A 15813-nucleotide genomic window follows, 5' to 3' on the forward strand; every position below is an offset into this window, starting at 1 on the left:
AATGTCCTTGTCTGATTTATTTTTTATGTTGAATTTTGAAAACGGAAAATTACAAAACAAAAATGAATAATCATATCACGACGATTGCTTTTGATGCCGATGATACGCTTTGGATCAATGAACCTTATTTTCAGGAAGCGGAAAGAGAATTCTGTATATTACTTGAAGATTATCTGCCACAACATTCTGTATCACAGGAACTTTTTACAACGGAAATGCAAAACCTGCATTTGTATGGCTACGGAGTAAAAGGCTTTATGCTTTGCATGGTGGAAACCATCAACAGGGTCTCCAATGGCACAGCCTCATTGCAGTTAGTAAGCAAAGCTATTGAACTGGGGCAGGAATTGCTTCAAAAACCCATAGAACTTCTGGACGGAGTTACACAGACGCTTGAAAGCCTAAAAGGAAAATACAGACTCGTAGTCGCCACAAAAGGCGATCTTCTGGATCAGGAACGCAAACTTAAAAATTCAGGGCTGGAAGGCTTCTTTCATCACATCGAGATTATGAGTGATAAAAAAAACAGCGATTATAAAAAACTTTTAAAGCATCTCGACTGCCAGCCGGAAAATTTTCTGATGCTTGGAAATTCAATAAAATCAGATATTTTACCGGTATTGGAAATCGGCGGATCTGCAGCACACATTCCGTATCATGTGACATGGACGCATGAGCAACATGAGAGCAATCTGGAACATGAGCATTTTGTAGAACTTAAAAGTATTGATGAAATTATGCAGTATCTTTAAATTCAGTCTTAGGTAGCAATACCTAAAACTCCTTATTATATTTTTCAATGAAAATAGGCTGTTTTATGATAAAACAGCCTATTTAATTATTATTTTTTCAGACATTTTTCAAGGAACTGGTCCTGCTCCCACAAAACATGCATGATATTTTCTTTAGCCTGGTAGCTGTGGGATTCTTTTGGAAGAAGCACCATCTTCACCGGAGCTCCGAGGTTTTTCAGAGCCTGGAAATATCTTTCTGTCTGCAATGTAAATGTACCCGGATTGTTGTCTGCATCACCATGGATCAGAAGAAGCGGTGTTTTCATCTTATCTGCATGCATAAACGGCGACATCGTGTTATAAATTTCAGGAACATCCCAATAATTTCTTTGCTCACTTTGGAAACCGAATGGTGTCAATGTTCTGTTATACGCACCACTTCTGGCAATACCACAGGCAAAAAGATCAGAATGCGTCAGCAGATTAGCCGTCATAAAGGCTCCGTATGAATGTCCTCCTACAGCCACCTTCTTTTTGTCGATATATCCTAATTGATCTACTGCTTTGATTGCGGCATCAGCATTCGCCACCAATTGCGTAAGAAAAGTATCATTAGGCTCTGTTTTTCCTTCTCCGATAATTGGGAAAGCGGCATTATCCAAAACAGCATAGCCTTTTGTTACCCAATAAACAAAAGATCCATAGTAAGGAAATGTAAAATCATTGGGATTCTGCGTACTCTGCCCGGCAGTATTTGCATCCTTATACTCTCTCGGATAAGCCCAGATCAGTAAAGGAAGTTTTTCTGTTTTCGCCTTTCTGTCATAGTGAGCAGGAAGATAAAGTGCGCCCGTCAACGTTACCCCGTCATTTCTTTTATAAGTAATCACTTCTTTATACACATCCTTCATACTTTCGAAAGGATTGACAAAATGGGTTACAGCCTGTACTTTATTGGATTTGATGCTCTTTTTAAAATAATTCGGATATTCGCTCGGCGACTGCTGAGTTGTTAAAATTTCTCCTTTTGAAGGATTTAAAATATCAACAATAGCTTCTTTAGCATTTTTAAGATTTGAAGTATACCATCTTTTCTTCTTCAATGACTTCACATCCATTTCATCAATAAAAGGATGCTGACCGTCCTTAGTAAAACCTGCCCCAATCAGATACGCTTTTCCGCCTTTCATATCTATAACAGTTCTTCCATAGTGGTTTTTGACGGTATTAAAATGTCCCGGATCACTGTAAACATCCTGAGAATTTCTATCATCGATTACCTTTGATTCTCCGTTATTAAGGTCGACCAGGAAAGATTTAGTATTTCTGGTATCATACCAGCTTTCTGAAACGATGGCATAATGATCGTTTGTCCATTCTATATCTTCGTATCTTTGCTTGGTCTTAAAAAAAGATTTTGGAGCAGCTGTAAACGGTGCTTCCCAGGTAAAGATCTCATCTCTGTATTCTGCTTTTTTATGCTGATCACCGCCATCACGCGCTTCAGCAAAAACTAATGTTGCCGGTGCATCGTTTCTCCATGTCATATCCCTTTTTCCTGTTCTTACCGAAGAAAAACCCTTTGGCATAATTTCATTCAGGGGAACTTCGTTTACGACTTTTACCGTATTCCCATTTTTATCGTATACCGTGGTCGTCATAGGAAATCGATCCAGTGGAACGATATAGGAAAACGGTTTTTTAAAAACTGTAGCGAGCAGGTAGTTCCCGTCTGGAGAAAAACTCAGGTTGGCATACATATCCTGATCTTTTAGTTTTTTCTGATTACCGTTAAGATCTACGCTATTGATTTCTGAAGCGGTAAGAACTTCGAAGTTTTTTTCATCCTGAGGATTCTTCAGAAGATCCTGGTAAGTTCTGTTCTGAGACACTTTTCCATCAGCAGTAGAAACAATTGGTCCTGTCGGCAAATCTTTGCTCGCATCAATTAGTGCAGGTCTGTTTTGAGGAAGTTTTTTAATCAATAAACTTTGTGAATCATTAGCCCATAAATACGGCACTCCCAGGTTAGCATTCAGGTTGTCTTCAGATATTTTTTTTGCAGATGCATTTTCCAAGTCGATCACCCAAAGCTCCACTCCTTTAGTGGTTGTATTGGTAAAAGCCAGTTTTTTTTCATCCGGTGAAAATGAAATGTAGGTGATCTTCGCATCTGCGGGCATATTTTTTACCTGTATTTCATTTTTATCGTTGATCTTTCTGATCTTCAAATCATTGAAATATGTTGCAGTACTTGCAATATTGGTAACAGGATTAATTCTTAGTCCACCCAGTTTCATTTCCTGCTGACTAAGATCCTGCAGTGTTTTATAAGTCGGTCGGTAGGTAAAAACCACCCAGTCCTTTTTATTGTTCATCATGACACTTGGCGGTCTTTGGTAGTCAGCCAGTTTCAGGATTTCTGAGGAAGGTTTTTGATAAGTAATATTCTCCTGTGCATCATAGAAATTGAGAAATGCCAGAAGGCAAATAGTCAGTTTTATCTTCATTAAAATTCATTTTCTACGAATGTAGTGAATTTTAAGAGATTTATAAAAACAACAAAACAACACACCACATAGTGTCATAATTATTTTCTTCATATCCTTGTCAGGGATTATAAAAAAATTGCACTTCAAATTGAAGTGCAATTTATATTTTTAAACTTAAATGTTTACCAGTCTGAGGCTCTTTTCCTTTTTTCTATCATATAATCCACAGAAAACTTTCCGGCTCCGCATGTTATTAACAACAAGTATACGGAGAGGTAAACAAGAGCCATTTCTCTTTTTTCAAAAGGGTCTGATCCGTGAACCACAAAAGCTGCTATTGCCATTGTAAAAATCAGAAATCCTAAAGAAACTCTTGTAAAAAGTCCCAATATCAGTAAAATAGAACATACAAATTCAGCAAAAACTGTCAGAATCAGTGAGATCTGCGGTCCCATCCCCATAAAATCAAAGAATTCGATTTTACCACCTGCCAACAGGGTCTGAAGCTTGGGAAACCCATGAGACAGCATTGCAAAACCAATGAACACCCTTACTGCCAGTAAAATAATATCTTTAAGTATTGAGCTCGAATTTGAATTATTATAGTTCATTTACTAAAAAATTTAGACTAAGGTAATGAAAATCTTTTAATACAAAGGGGTTTGGGAGCTTTTTAGTTTATCGGTACCCGAAATTTTTTAAATCGCGGTCGTTCTTTCTCCAATCCTTTTTCACTTTTACAAATAAATTTAAGTGAATTTTTTTTGAAAAGAATTTTTCTAGATCCAGTCTTGCATCAGTTCCTACTTTCTTGATCGCCTCTCCCTTATGCCCGATGATAATCCCTTTCTGGGTATCTCTTTCAACATAGATGATAGAATCTATAAAGATAATTCCTTCTTTTTCTTTAAACTGTTCAGTAACGACTTCTACAGAATAAGGAATTTCTTTATCATAATTTAAAAGAATTTTTTCACGGATCGCCTCATTCACAAAAAACCTTTCAGGCTTATCTGTAAATTGGTCTTTATCATAATATGGAGGACTTTCGGGAAGTAAGGATTTAATTTTAGGTAAAATAATTTCCGTATTAAAGGCATTCAATGCGGAAATGGGAAGAATTTCAGCTTTTGGAATTCTGTTGTGCCAGTCCTCAACCAGCTTTTCAAGACCTGCCTGATCGGTCTGATCTACTTTGTTTAATAAAAGAAGTACAGGTACAGGAATTTTGTTTAATTTATCAATCAGAAATTCTGAAGGTTCCGCTTTATCGGTAACATCTACAATAAACAGGAAAACATCGGCATCCTGTAAAGAGTCTTTAACAAAATCCATCATTTTCTCCTGAAGTCCGTATTTAGGATCCAGTACTCCGGGAGTATCTGAAAATACGATCTGAAGATCTTCTTCGTTATAAATACCAAAAATTCTGTGACGTGTTGTCTGAGCCTTCTGCGTTACAATCGCCAGCTTCTCTCCCATTAATTGGTTAAGCAGTGTTGATTTTCCGGCATTGGGCTTTCCAACTATATTTACAAATCCAGCTTTGTGCATAAAAATAATATTACGAACTGCAAAGTTAGTAAAACAAAATCGGTCTTTACGGTTAATCTCAACATTTAAAAGAAAAAAGAGACTTATAGGGTCGTATATGCTGGTATAGAAGGAAATTAGGGCAATTAAGATTTTGAAAATAAAAGGTACGAAATATAAAAAAACACGTGCCCGTTTTAAAGATATCATCGCTGGCAGTAGAATCCCTGTTAGATCGTAGCAAAGGCTCATTTTTATCACAAAAACCATAAAATAATTGTATTGCATTACTTAAAACTGATATTTTTGACTATTAGAATTCATCTTTATGAATATAGACCAGATTCTCGACCAGATTTACATTCTGCCTGAAGCATCTAAAGCGAGTTTAAAAGAACACATTACAGAAGTTTCGTATCCTAAAGGTTTTTGCCTGATGGAAGCCGATAAAGTGATCCCCTACCTCTATTTTATCCGGAAAGGTATTGCCCGGGCTTATTCTCCGACATCAGACAATGACATTACTTTCTGGTTTGGAAGTGAAGGTCAATCTGTGCTTTCCATGAAAAGCTATGTGGAAGAAAAGCCGGGCTATGAAAGCATTGAACTTCTGGAAGACTGTGATCTCTACAGAATGGAAACCGTAAACCTGAAAAAACTGTTCAATGAAGATATACATATTGCGAACTGGGGCAGAAAGCTTGCGGAAGCTGAAATGATAAAATCTGAGGAACTGATCATCTCAAGACAATTCAAAACTTCGCTGGAACGCTACAAAGATATTATCCAGTACCAGCCTGATCTGTTGAAAAGGGTTCAGCTTGGGCATATCGCCTCTTATCTAGGAATTACACAGGTAAGCCTGAGCAGGATCCGGGCGGAAATTAAATAAAAGGAACGTTGTAAGGATGAAATTCCCTATAATCCGTGAACGTATCGGGGCTTTTATTATATTCAGGATATTTTAAGTTTTGGCTGAAGCCAATTGATTTGATATTTTTGATATGGAAAGCGGACTGAAGTCCGTTTCTATTGATGTAATAGCTTCATGATATCAATATTGATCATTGTTTCTAAGAGTATTGCAAACAGATAATCATTCATACAAACTACCACTACTTCAGCCTCCAGCATCCTTCTTCCGTTTCAAAAAATCATTTTTTAACAATTGTAAAATTTTTTATCCCTTCAAATTCTGAAATTTGCAGAAGAAAAATTTAAAAAATGAATTGGATTATATTAGTTATCGCAGGATTATTTGAAGTGGCCTTTGCCTCATGTTTAGGAAAGGCTAAAGAAACATCAGGAACGGAAATGTACCTTTGGTACACAGGATTCCTGATAACGATGACTATCAGTATGCTTTTGCTGATCAAAGCTACTCAGACATTGCCTATCGGTACTGCATATGCGGTATGGACAGGAATCGGAGCCGTAGGAACCGCTTTAATGGGTATTTTCTTCTTTAAGGATCCTGTAAGTTTCTGGAGAGTATTTTTTATTGTGACCTTAATCGGTTCTGTGGTTGGGTTAAAGGCTGTTTCCTCATCCCATTAAAACGGTGCATTTACCCTTCAAAAAGGCATAAACATCTATCTATATTAAATTGAAACCGTCTTCAGTGTGGAGACGGTTTTGCTTTATAAATCCTTTTTATATCTTTGCCGTAAATTTTTAACCGTGAAAAAACTTCTACTTCTTTTGGCAGGTGGACTATTATCTGCCCAAATTTCTGAGCTGACTGGTAACAACTGGTATATTTCAAAGATGGTAACAAGCAGCGGACAAACTACCAATACTCCTTTAATTGACAATGGAGTTCCTGCAACAACAATTACATCAGCAGGCGGCCTGAGTTATGTTATCAACTCTAAGTACTACAATACAGCAACCATGCTGTTTTCTATCGTACCCGGCAGCAATAATCTCATGAAAACGGCTCAGTCATTTACTGCTTTATTTTATAACGGAGGGAATGCAGGTCCTGTAAGAAATTATGACCAGAAAAACATTGATACTTATGTCAACGGCGCTTATGCATCCATGTATAATTACCAAATTACAACAAATGGTAATGCGAAAACGCTGGTTATTACAGATCCTTCAGGGAATAAGATTTACTATAATAACAGTGCTAACCTGAGTACCCAGGAGGTTAAAGCAGTCAAGAAAACATTTAAAGCATATCCAAATCCTGTAAAAGAAGTTGTGACGATAGAAAATCTTGAAAGAAATCTTCCTTTAAAAATATATGACCTGTCCGGAAAACTGGTGTTTGAAACCAAAACCGGTGACCGTAAAATATCCATTGATACCAGCAGTTTACAAAAAGGACAATATATTTTAATCGTAGAAAACTACCAATCTTTTCCCTTTACTAAAGAATAAAAAAATAAAACCCGTTCTCAGCATTTGAGAACGGGTTTTTCTTATTTTTTATAGACTACAGGCAAGATTTCATTGCTCCTCAACCCGTATTTTTTTATTTCTGCCTCAGAGAATTTCTGCGAATAGAAATTAGCATCAGTTTCAAAACCTGCATTTCTCAAACGATCAAAATAATCCATCCCGTACCAGCGAACATGATCATATTGTCCAAAGTGTTTCTGACGTTCTTTCGGATCTGTAATGGTAAAATCTTCATAAGTTTTTTCCAATGAGTTTTTCATCGGAACCTGAAAAATTCCCCATCCACCGGGCTTCATCACTCTGTACAGCTCGCTCATCGCTTTTGCATCGTCTTCGATATGTTCCAACACGTGGTTACAGAAAATAATATCAAAGCTTTCGTCCGGAAAGGGTAAGTCAAGAATATCTGCTTTCACATCTACAATCGGAGAATAGAGATCTGCTGAAATATAATTCAGGTTACTCATTCTCTTAAACTTTCTCAGAAATTCCTGCTCGGGAGCGATATGCAGAACTTTATAACTTTTAATAAAAAAATCAGTCTCATTCTGAAGATACAACCACATCTGACGGTGTCTTTCCAGGCTCAGTGTTCCCGGAGACAATGCGTTTTCCCTTTGTTTTCCATATCCGTAAGGAAGGAATTTACGGTAAGATCTTCCATCAATAGGGTCATAGAATTCTTCACCTTTGAAAAACTGATAGATCAACGGGCGAGCCCAGATACTCATTTTAATAAGCATCGGACGTGCAATTTTATTCAGTAAAAGCTTGGTAACCTTTTTCATTAAAAATCCAGTTGGAACGGCTTTTCTTCGTCACTTACAATACCCAGAGCTTCGTAAACATATTCAAATGTTGAAAGCAGTACAGGTTTACCATTGATCACCGCTACATCATGTTCAAAGTGTGCAGAAGGCATATTATCCAAAGTTGTTACCGTCCAGCCGTCATTATGGAATTTTACTTTTTCCGTTCCGAGGTTAATCATCGGTTCAATAGCAATTGCCAAACCGTCTTTGATCACTTTTCCGCTTCCCTGTCTTCCGTAGTTCGGTACTTGCGGGTCCTCATGCATCTTTCTTCCCAAGCCATGCCCTACAAGCTCTTTTACGACTCCGTATCCTTCTTTTTCACAATGCGCCTGAATAGCGTGAGAAATATCTCCTATTCTTTTACCTCTGATACATTGTTCAATCCCTTTGTAAAGAGATTCTTTGGTAACCTGGAGTAATTTTTTAACCTCCGGCTTTACCTCGCCGATTTCAAAAGTATAGGCATGATCACCCACGAATCCGTTCAAAATAACTCCACAGTCTACAGAAAGAACATCACCTTCTTTTACCACTTCATTATTGGGAAACCCGTGAACAACCTGCTCATTCGGGGAAATACACAAAGAGTTGGGAAACCCTCCATATCCTAAAAATGCAGGTTCAGCTCCATGATCTTTGATAAAATCATGAGCCAGTTTATCTAAATATAAAGTAGTAATTCCGGGTTTAATTTCTTTTGCCAACATTCCCAAGGTCTTGGATACCAATCGGGCGCTCTCCTTCATCAGACGCAGCTCGTCTATCGTTTTTAGTTGAATCATTGTATTAATTTACCAATGTATTAATGTATCAGTGCAGCAATAGGTAATTGATCGATTGTACACTTCTGAATTGTTATTTTATTCTACCAGAAAAGTCCTTTTTTCTTTTCTTTTTTTATTTTTGAATAGGCCAGAACTTCTTTTCCTTCAACACGGAATTCTATTCTTTCCTGGATGATATTATAGATTTCGCCCCATCCCGGAAACCCACCTAAGTTTCTGTCGTCAATGAAAAGATCCGCATCCAGTTTTCTGGATTGATTTTCAGCATCAAAAACTTCTCCTTCGAAACTTGAATTGACAGCATAAAATTCTATTCCGTTCTGCTTGCAGAATTCTACTGCTTCATCCAAAGTTTTTCCGTGTCTGTAAGTCCAAAGAATTAATCTATATCCCTCTGCCTGGAGTCTTCTTAAGGTTTCAAAAGCGAAAGTTTTTGGTTTCCCGATTGCCGGATAAGCATCATCTACAATAGTTCCGTCAAAGTCAACAGCAATCTTTTTATTATTTAACATTTTGTTCTTTTTTTAGCTTTGCAAAGATAAGAAATAAAAAAGAGTGCCAAAAAGAAAGGCACTCAATACTTTTATATTTTAAAAAAAGTCGTAATTACTAGCTCTTAACCCAGCTGAACTGAAACTGAAGATCCGGGGTAGAAACCCTGTCGGTAATCTTCTGAAGTCTTGCAGGAAGTTTCATTAAATATTCCTGAGCTTTTTCAGCTTTTTCAGTAAGACCTTTTACATGCTCAATTTTCCACTCATCCAACAGATCTTTCATGATATTGATGTAATCCTGACCGGTATACACCATACATCTTTGGGCTGCGTCTGAAAAATGCCCCCAAAGCTCTCCTGCTTTCTGCCCGGACTGTCTCATCAGGTGAGCAGGCATAACGATTTTCTTACGCATCATGTCTTCAAATGCAAGAATCATTTCTGAAGGATCAATTTCTAGAATTTTAGCCACAAAATGCTTATAAGCTTTCGCGTGTCTTGCTTCATCAGCGGCAATTACCCCACACATTTTGGCTAATTTCACATTTCCGGATTGCTTGGCCAGAGTTCCTACTCTTCTGTGAGAAATATTGGTAGCTGTTTCCTGGAAGCTGGTATAAATAAAGTTTCTGTACGGGTCCATACTGGTTCCAAGATCGAAACCATCGTTGATCAGGTACTGAGTGGTAATTTCAACTTCTCTCATGTTGACTCTTCCGCACAGATAAAGGTATTTGTTTAATAAATCCCCGTGTCTGTTTTCTTCAGCAGTCCATGCTCTTACCCAGTTGGCCCAGCCCAGTTTTTCTTCCTGATTGATTCCGTCAACTCCCATCAGCCAAGACTCATACGAAGGAAGTGCTTCTTCTGTAATACAGTCTCCGATCAGAGTTACGAAAAGATCGTAAGGCATTTCACGGGCAAAAGTCTGAATTTCTTCTAAGTCGTGTTTAAATTCATCGCTTGAAGGATCTGGTAAATAATCGGACGGCTGCCAGATCTTTTCGATTGGCGTTAAAAATTTTTCAAGAAAAGAACCTACTTCCTTTTCCAATAATCCCATTACTTCTTTCCTAACAAGCTTTTGATACATTTTACTATTCAGTTTTAATTAGCAAAGATATGATTTATTTATTATTTAACGCATAATAAAGTATGCAACTCATACCTTATCTGACATAAATCATAAAAAAATGCCGTTACATAAGTATAACGGCATTTTTTTATGATTATTATTGAATATTAGTCAACCAAAACGTTTCCTGTCATTGCATCCGGTATTTGTACACCCATTACTTTAAGGATGGTTGGTGCTACATCACCCAGTTTTCCTGGCTTCAGGTTCCAGGTATGATCTTTATCCATGACGATGAAAGGTACCAGGTTGGTAGAGTGCTGAGTATTCGGTGATCCGTCCGGATTAATCATGACGTCAGAATTTCCGTGGTCTGCAAGAATGAAGACAGCATATCCGTTTTCATACGCTGCTGTTGCCACTTTTTCGATGCACTGGTCTACGACTTCGGCGGCTTTCACGGCGGCTTCAAAAACTCCGGTATGACCTACCATATCGGTGTTGGCAAAATTTAAGCACACAAAATCTGCGGTTCCCTGTTCCAATTCGGGAACAATAGCACTGGTAATATCGTACGCTGACATTTCAGGCTTTAGATCATAGGTAGGAACATCTTTCGGGCTTGGGCAGAGCAATCTCTTTTCTCCGATAAATTCTTCTTCTCTTCCTCCTGAAAAGAAAAAGGTAACGTGAGGATATTTTTCGGTCTCAGCAATCCTGATCTGAGTTTTACCATTATTTTCGAGAACTTCCCCCATGGTTTCCGTGAGCACATTTTCATCAAAAACAACCTGAACGTTCTGGAATGTTTTATCATAATTGGTCAGCGTAATATAATACAGGTTGAGTTTACGCATCGCATAATCAGGAAAATCCTTCTGCGAAAGTACTTCTGTAATCTCCCTACCTCTGTCTGTACGGAAGTTGAAACAGATAACAACATCATTATCGATGATTTTAGCCACAGGTACAATATTTCCTGTGGCAGTGGTATTCACCAGGATAACAGGTTTAAGGAATTCGTCTGTAATATTGTCTTCATAGGAAGCTTTGATGGCACCCAGGGCATCTGTTGTTTGGAGGCCTACTCCTTCTACTAGGGCATCATAAGCCAATTTGACACGTTCCCATCTTTTGTCCCTGTCCATTGCGTAGTATCTACCTACGATCGTAGCCAATTTTCCGGTAGTGGCTTCCATGTGGTTCTGAAGTTCTTCAATGAAACCTAATCCGGAATGCGGATCGCAATCTCTGCCGTCTGTAAATGCGTGTACGAATACGTTTTCATTCAACCCGAATTCTTTGGCGGCAGTCAATAGACCTTTTAAGTGATTGATATGTGAGTGTACTCCTCCATTGGAAACCAATCCGATGAAGTGTACTTTTTTATTTTCTTTTTTAGCGTATTCAAAAGCATCCTGAATTACTTTTTCCTGACCTAAAGTTCCATTTTCAACGGCCATGTTCAGTTTAACCAGGTTTTGGTAAACGACTCTTCCTGCTCCAAGGTTCATATGTCCTACTTCAGAATTCCCCATCTGGCCTTCCGGAAGCCCGACAGCCAGGCCGCTTGCTTCAAGCGTAGTGTGTGGAAATTGTTTGAAACAGCTATCTATAAATGGTGTATTTGCTTTGTCTATGGCAGAAACGTCCGGGTTTGTTCCTAATCCCCATCCGTCAAGGATTGCTAATATTGCTTTTTTCGACATTTTGTAAAACTTTTGTTATACAAATTTATCGAATTTCCGATGAATAGAAGAATTGAATCCCTGAAATTTCTTCTGCCCGTATTTTCACAGTACAACAAAAATTGGTATTCCCTATTATAGCAATTACACAATTATTCCATAATTTTTATCAGGATTCTGTTTATTACTCAGCAAATCTTTTTAATTTTGCTGTATGGACTTACGAGATCAATTAAAGAATCTTTTTCCTGATCATGAGGAGCAGGATTTTGAAATGCCTGAGGAAGAATTCAAGCAGAAAGAGCCTTTGGTATGCAAATTTGAGAAAAAAGGCAGAAATGGCAAGCCAGTAACGATTGTTGAGGGCTGGGAAGGCAGTGAAGAGGACTTAAAAAAAATATCAAAGAAGATAAAAACCACCTTGGGAATAGGCGGTTCTGAAAAGGACGGAACGATTATCATCCAAGGAGATAACCGTGATAAAATAATGGCTATCCTTAAAGATCTGGGGTATAAAACCAAACGGGTTGGCGGATAGATTTAGAAATAAATCCGGGTTTCCGGCAATAAGTTTTTTAATTTTTCAATTTTAGTTTTTTCTAAAGGATTTCCTGTAAGAATCAATGTTTTAAGATTTTTCAATTCTTTGATTTCTACAGGAATATCTTTTAAATGATTGTTAGCCAGGTTCATGCTGACTATATTTTTCAGTCCTTTTATTCCGGGAGAAATAATGGAGATATTATTTCCGCTGACGTTCAGAAATTCAAGATTCTGAGCTTTGAACAAATTTTCAGGAAGTTTTACAATAGCATTTTGCTGCAGCTCAAGGTATTTTAAATGTTGTGGAAAAGATAAATTCCCTAAATCATTGATCTGATTTTCAGAAAGATTTAAAAATTTAAGATTCGTGATCTTATGTACTTTATCTTTAATAAAACTGATTTGATTGCCCTGAAGATTTATTTCTTCCAACGTTGGAATCTCCATCAAGGCCTCAGGAAAAACATTGAGATTATTGGCATCCAGATGAATGACTTTCAAATGCTGCAATGTTGCAAGATTAGGATTAATGCTGGTAAGGCCATTGAGATTCATGGAGAATGTCGTCAGTTTCTGTAGCTGACTTATTTCATCAGGGATGTATTTAATGCTGTTTTCATTGACGTTTAAAATTTCCAGTTCTTTTAAAGCAAATATCTGCTGGTCCATTTTTTCAAGCTTGTTTCCCATAATATTCAAAAAGAATAAGGATTTCAGTTTTGAAATTCCGGGAGGCAGGTTGAATAATCCTTTTTCCCTGAAACTTATGCTGTAAACCGTTTGATCACTTTTTAAAGCATCTTCGATATTGGTATAGGTGGGATATTTCACAGGATCAATCTGAGCTTTTACCTGAGAAAGAAATAAGCAGGCAATGAATACTACAATTTTTTTCATAGATATAAAATGATTTCCGGCAACTTCGTTGCCGGAAATCATACTTTATGGATTACTTTTTTAAAAGTTTAACTGTTTTTTGGAAACCTCCTTCTGCTTCGATATTTAAAATCAAAACTCTGGAAACTTCCAGCTCACTGGTAAAGTCAAGATCCAATGCTTTATTTGATCCGGCAAACTTTTTCGTGTAGATGATTTTTCCGTCCATCGTATAAGCGGTAACGGAAATATCCTTTAACCCTTTCGGAGAATTTATTTTCACTATCCCTGAAGTTGGGTTGGGAGCTACTGTTACAGTATTTTCAGTCGTTTTATTTTCAATTGTTCCTAAAGAACCTTCTATTCCCAAGTTGTTTTTAAGTGCAATAACGATTGTTGCTGATTTTCCCCTATAATCTATGGTATTTCCTGTTGCATCAACATCTGTAGCAATCGTAGAGCTTGGATGCTGAATAGAGAAGAAACCAAATTTATGGTCAGGCGTAAATGTAAGTCCGGTAGGTTCTGCACCGGCCGGCATGGAAGCAAATAGTCTTACTTTAGGATTTGCCTGTGTATGATCGGGAGCGATTACCCAGATATAGTTTTTACCACCATCCTGAAGGACCCAAAGATTTCCAAGTTCGTCGAAAGTAAGATTATCGTTTCCGTCTCCCCAGGCCTCAGACTTCATTCCCTGAGCAGTATTGAAAGAATATACGGAAGAAGCTCCCCCAACAAATGTTTCAACCTGGGAAGCAGTAGTGCCGTTATCCTGTAAACGGTATACTCTGTCTAAACCTTTAGCTGTAAAGTAAATCTTTCCATCCAGAGGACTTATATCCACATCTTCTACTCCGTTAAATTTTGTACCTCCTACTGATAACGCCTGTGCTGCTGTATTGTTTTGATCTGCCTTATCCTTATTAGGGACCTGAACCCATGTAGCAGTAGTTCCTACCGGATCTCCAGCAGTGGTTAATCCCTGATCTAATTTCAAAACATAAAGATTACCCGAGGAAAGATCATTTGGAGTATCCATTACATATTTATACACCATATGGGTGCCTCCATCTTCCCCGTAATAAGCAACAGTTCCTGCAGGATTGATCACGACATTTTCATGATTCATGATCCCCATCTGCCAAAGCTTACCTTTTGTTCCGTTAGCATTTTTAGAAATAACCTGAGCCGTTGCAGGGTCTATTTCTACCAGCCATCCGTAATCTTTATAACCGTCACCATTCACATCATTGGAGGTCACAGATTCCTCTGCTGTCACGATGGTTCCCCAAGGCGTCACTCCACCCGAACAGTTCCTGATTGTTTGTACTAAACTTGGATCAGAAAAACTTACTGCTCTTGAACGCGTCAGTTGCCAAAGTTTTGTTGAAGCATTATAGTTGATTTCTGCCATGGTAACTCCTCCCGGATTTGTTTCATGGTTCACGGAAAGGTAGCCGTTTGTACTGCTTCCTGTTTTGGCCACATAACCGGTGAAGTCATTCTGCCCTCCTACTAAACCTCCACCTTCTGTGTAATTATCACCTTCTTTTAAGATAAGCTGATATTTATGCTCAGTAGGAATAATCAGTTTGTTGGTTTGTGCTGTAGGAACAATTGAAGTGAAGCAGCTGATATGCGTACTGTTACAAGCTACCGGTGTTGTGGTATTGGGCGTAGTTTTCAGATAAGCATCGATTCTAAGGTCTGAACTCGTTGCACTTCTGTTATGCAGTTCCACAGAAATTCTGTTCACTCCGTTTACAAATTTTGATTTAGGAATAGAAAAGATATTGTATACATTCTCTGCTGCACCATCGATTATTGTACTGGAGAAAGTGTTGAATGTAATAGTGCCTGCAGGCATATTGTCACGTACTACTTCTTCCCCGTTAAGATACACGACAATGCCGTCATCTCTCATTACCCCAAGCTCCATGTTGTCTGAAAGTGTAGACAGATCTACACTAAAGTCTTTTGCAAAATAAGCTGTAGTAAGCCCTGTATTGATGGCTGTAGTAACAGGATCTCCGTACCCTAATGGCCCGTTGCCCGTTGCCCATGAAGACACATCATAGGTCTTATCTTTCCAGGCATCCGGTTGTGCCTGATTGTTGTCTTTGTAGCTCCAGGCGGCCCCTTTGTCAAAGATTAAGGTCTGGGCCTGAATGGTAGTCCCTGCAAATAAAGCCAGAGCACCAACTGTTAGTAGTTTTTTCTTCATTATACTTCGATTTATAATTCGTTGCAAAACTATTTTTTTAGCGCCCTTAGTCTGTTAATTGGAGTTTAAATATGGCTGGAAGAATATTAATTAATTTAAAACCTAATGTTAATGGGATTAATTTTTTGTTAAATAGCACAAA

General features: G+C 37.9%; 15 protein-coding genes. 5 read left to right on the top strand and 10 right to left on the bottom strand.

Annotation, left to right across the window (positions count from 1 at the left end):
- The first annotated feature begins 62 nt into the window (after positions 1–62).
- Complete coding sequence (locus tag M030_RS0121075) at positions 63–752, top strand: HAD family hydrolase (RefSeq protein WP_027375217.1); 690 nt, start codon at positions 63–65, stop codon at positions 750–752.
- Positions 753–841: 89 nt separating this feature from the next.
- Here M030_RS0121075 and M030_RS0121080 read toward each other — a convergent pair whose 3' ends face one another.
- From M030_RS0121080 to era, 3 genes are all read right to left on the bottom strand, one after another.
- Positions 842–3244 carry an alpha/beta hydrolase family protein gene (locus tag M030_RS0121080; protein ID WP_027375218.1) on the bottom strand — a complete coding sequence of 801 codons (2403 nt, stop codon included), beginning with the start codon at positions 3242–3244 and terminating at the stop codon, positions 842–844.
- A gap of 164 nt (positions 3245–3408) precedes the next feature.
- Complete coding sequence (locus tag M030_RS0121085) at positions 3409–3837, bottom strand: DoxX family protein (protein WP_027375219.1); 429 nt, start codon at positions 3835–3837, stop codon at positions 3409–3411.
- Between the two features lie 67 nt (positions 3838–3904).
- A complete protein-coding gene (gene era / locus M030_RS0121090) occupies positions 3905–4780 on the bottom strand; it encodes a GTPase Era (protein ID WP_027375220.1) in 876 nt (291 codons plus the stop codon).
- Between the two features lie 307 nt (positions 4781–5087).
- Here era and M030_RS0121095 point away from each other — a divergent pair, with 307 nt between their 5' ends.
- The 3 genes from M030_RS0121095 (at position 5088) to M030_RS0121110 (ending at position 7147) form a co-directional block, all read left to right on the top strand.
- Positions 5088–5651 (top strand): Crp/Fnr family transcriptional regulator, encoded by a 564-nt coding sequence (locus tag M030_RS0121095; protein WP_027375221.1) that lies wholly within the window; start codon positions 5088–5090, stop codon positions 5649–5651.
- Between the two features lie 332 nt (positions 5652–5983).
- Positions 5984–6316, top strand: a complete 333-nt coding sequence (locus tag M030_RS0121105; RefSeq protein ID WP_027375222.1) for a DMT family transporter — start codon at positions 5984–5986, stop codon at positions 6314–6316.
- Positions 6317–6439: 123 nt separating this feature from the next.
- On the top strand, positions 6440–7147 hold the full coding sequence (locus M030_RS0121110; protein WP_027375223.1) for a T9SS type A sorting domain-containing protein: 708 nt from the start codon (positions 6440–6442) through the stop codon (positions 7145–7147).
- 41 nt (positions 7148–7188) lie between these two features.
- Here the strand turns inward: M030_RS0121110 and M030_RS0121115 are convergent, their stop codons facing one another.
- From M030_RS0121115 to gpmI, 5 genes are all read right to left on the bottom strand, one after another.
- Entirely contained in the window at positions 7189–7956 is a 768-nt protein-coding gene (locus tag M030_RS0121115; RefSeq protein ID WP_027375224.1) for a class I SAM-dependent methyltransferase, read from the bottom strand.
- Positions 7956–8765, bottom strand: a complete 810-nt coding sequence (gene map, locus M030_RS0121120; protein ID WP_027375225.1) for a type I methionyl aminopeptidase — start codon at positions 8763–8765, stop codon at positions 7956–7958. Before map ends, M030_RS0121115 begins: the two co-directional genes overlap by 1 nt.
- 83 nt (positions 8766–8848) lie before the next feature.
- Positions 8849–9280, bottom strand: a complete 432-nt coding sequence (locus tag M030_RS0121125; RefSeq protein ID WP_027375226.1) for a BT0820 family HAD-type phosphatase — start codon at positions 9278–9280, stop codon at positions 8849–8851.
- 97 nt (positions 9281–9377) lie between these two features.
- Complete coding sequence (locus M030_RS0121130) at positions 9378–10355, bottom strand: acyl-ACP desaturase (RefSeq protein WP_027375227.1); 978 nt, start codon at positions 10353–10355, stop codon at positions 9378–9380.
- A gap of 149 nt (positions 10356–10504) precedes the next feature.
- Entirely contained in the window at positions 10505–12046 is a 1542-nt protein-coding gene (gpmI, locus tag M030_RS0121135; protein ID WP_027375228.1) for a 2,3-bisphosphoglycerate-independent phosphoglycerate mutase, read from the bottom strand.
- A 193-nt stretch (positions 12047–12239) separates the two neighbouring features.
- On the opposite strand from gpmI, the gene M030_RS0121140 reads away from it, so the two are divergent.
- Positions 12240–12563: a translation initiation factor gene (locus tag M030_RS0121140; RefSeq protein WP_027375229.1), complete on the top strand. Its 324-nt coding sequence runs from the start codon at positions 12240–12242 to the stop codon at positions 12561–12563.
- 2 nt (positions 12564–12565) lie between these two features.
- Here the strand turns inward: M030_RS0121140 and M030_RS0121145 are convergent, their stop codons facing one another.
- Positions 12566–13465: a leucine-rich repeat domain-containing protein gene (locus M030_RS0121145; RefSeq protein WP_027375230.1), complete on the bottom strand. Its 900-nt coding sequence runs from the start codon at positions 13463–13465 to the stop codon at positions 12566–12568.
- Between the two features lie 52 nt (positions 13466–13517).
- Positions 13518–15671 carry an alkaline phosphatase PhoX gene (locus tag M030_RS0121150; protein WP_027375231.1) on the bottom strand — a complete coding sequence of 718 codons (2154 nt, stop codon included), beginning with the start codon at positions 15669–15671 and terminating at the stop codon, positions 13518–13520.
- Positions 15672–15813: the final 142 nt, after the last annotated feature.

The organism is Chryseobacterium sp. UNC8MFCol (assembly GCF_000482305.1).
Classification (GTDB): domain Bacteria; phylum Bacteroidota; class Bacteroidia; order Flavobacteriales; family Weeksellaceae; genus Chryseobacterium; species Chryseobacterium indologenes.

Excerpts from the sequence above, each read along its gene's own strand:
- M030_RS0121075 (WP_027375217.1), top strand. The coding sequence starts at position 63 with ATGAATAATCATATCACGACGATTGCTTTTGATGCCGATGATACGCTT.
- M030_RS0121080 (WP_027375218.1), bottom strand. The coding sequence starts at position 3,244 with ATGAAGATAAAACTGACTATTTGCCTTCTGGCATTTCTCAATTTCTAT.
- M030_RS0121085 (WP_027375219.1), bottom strand. The coding sequence starts at position 3,837 with ATGAACTATAATAATTCAAATTCGAGCTCAATACTTAAAGATATTATT.
- era (WP_027375220.1), bottom strand. The coding sequence starts at position 4,780 with ATGCACAAAGCTGGATTTGTAAATATAGTTGGAAAGCCCAATGCCGGA.
- M030_RS0121095 (WP_027375221.1), top strand. The coding sequence starts at position 5,088 with ATGAATATAGACCAGATTCTCGACCAGATTTACATTCTGCCTGAAGCA.
- M030_RS0121105 (WP_027375222.1), top strand. The coding sequence starts at position 5,984 with ATGAATTGGATTATATTAGTTATCGCAGGATTATTTGAAGTGGCCTTT.
- M030_RS0121115 (WP_027375224.1), bottom strand. The coding sequence starts at position 7,956 with ATGAAAAAGGTTACCAAGCTTTTACTGAATAAAATTGCACGTCCGATG.
- map (WP_027375225.1), bottom strand. The coding sequence starts at position 8,765 with ATGATTCAACTAAAAACGATAGACGAGCTGCGTCTGATGAAGGAGAGC.
- M030_RS0121125 (WP_027375226.1), bottom strand. The coding sequence starts at position 9,280 with ATGTTAAATAATAAAAAGATTGCTGTTGACTTTGACGGAACTATTGTA.
- M030_RS0121130 (WP_027375227.1), bottom strand. The coding sequence starts at position 10,355 with ATGTATCAAAAGCTTGTTAGGAAAGAAGTAATGGGATTATTGGAAAAG.
- gpmI (WP_027375228.1), bottom strand. The coding sequence starts at position 12,046 with ATGTCGAAAAAAGCAATATTAGCAATCCTTGACGGATGGGGATTAGGA.
- M030_RS0121140 (WP_027375229.1), top strand. The coding sequence starts at position 12,240 with ATGGACTTACGAGATCAATTAAAGAATCTTTTTCCTGATCATGAGGAG.
- M030_RS0121145 (WP_027375230.1), bottom strand. The coding sequence starts at position 13,465 with ATGAAAAAAATTGTAGTATTCATTGCCTGCTTATTTCTTTCTCAGGTA.
- M030_RS0121150 (WP_027375231.1), bottom strand. The coding sequence starts at position 15,671 with ATGAAGAAAAAACTACTAACAGTTGGTGCTCTGGCTTTATTTGCAGGG.